We start from the raw sequence: 1049 nt of genomic DNA on the forward strand, positions 1-1049 counted from the left end.
TATTTGCCGTCGGCGGTTTCTGGGAAGTTTTGTTCGCCACCGTGCGTAAACACGAAATCAACGAAGGTTTCTTCGTTACTTCGATTTTGTTCTCCTTAATCGTTCCGCCTACGCTGCCGCTGTGGCAGGCTGCCTTGGGTATTACCTTCGGCGTGGTGGTTGCGAAAGAGGTATTCGGCGGTACGGGTAAAAACTTTATGAACCCTGCGCTGGCAGGCCGTGCCTTCTTATTCTTCGCCTATCCCGCCAATATTACCGGCGACACCGTTTGGACGGCAGTTGACGGCTATTCCGGCGCAACCGCGTTGGCTCAATGGGCGGCACACGGTTCGGAAGGCCTGAAAAATGCTGTTACCAATCAATCCATCACTTGGATGGATGCGTTTATCGGTAACGTGCCAGGTTCCATCGGCGAAGTATCCACTTTGGCGCTTTTAATCGGCGGCGCGTTTATCGTGTTTGCCCGCATCGCTTCTTGGCGCATTATTGCCGGCGTGATGATCGGTATGATTGCCATGTCTTCGCTGTTTAACGTCATCGGTTCAGACACTAACCCGATGTTCAGCATGCCTTGGTACTGGCATCTGGTCGTCGGCGGCTTCGCCATCGGTATGTTGTTTATGGCGACCGACCCCGTTTCCGCTTCCTTTACCAATGTCGGCAAATGGTGGTACGGAGCGCTAATCGGCGTGATGTGCGTGTTAATCCGTGTGGTCAATCCGGCTTACCCTGAAGGCATGATGTTGGCGATTCTGTTTGCCAACCTGTTTGCCCCGATTTTCGACTATTTCGTCGCACAAGCGAACATCAAACGCAGAAAGGCGCGCAGCAATGGCTAAGAAATTCGATAAAGACAGCTTCAGCGGCACGCTGATTGTGGTGTTTGCGGTCAGCCTGATTTGCTCGGTCATCGTGGCGGGCGCGGTTGTCGGCTTGAAACCGGTGCAGGAAAAACAAAAGGTTCAGGATAAACAAAGCTACATCCTGAGCGTTGCCGGTTTGCTCGATAAAAATACCGACATCAGCAAAACCTTTACCGACCGCATCGA

At 52.5% G+C, this 1049-nt stretch carries 1 protein-coding gene and 1 pseudogene; both read left to right on the forward strand.

The window, feature by feature from the left end; all coding sequences use genetic code 11:
• Positions 1-839 (forward strand): NADH:ubiquinone reductase (Na(+)-transporting) subunit B (locus ACTHUR_RS11830; RefSeq protein ID WP_440398701.1); only part of this gene is annotated, 839 nt, incomplete at its 5' end.
• Positions 832-1049, forward strand: a pseudogene (locus tag ACTHUR_RS11835) (Na(+)-translocating NADH-quinone reductase subunit C); the annotation flags it as partial. The gene ACTHUR_RS11830 and the pseudogene ACTHUR_RS11835, both read left to right, overlap by 8 nt.

Source organism: Neisseria sp. P0021.S007, assembly GCF_051956855.1.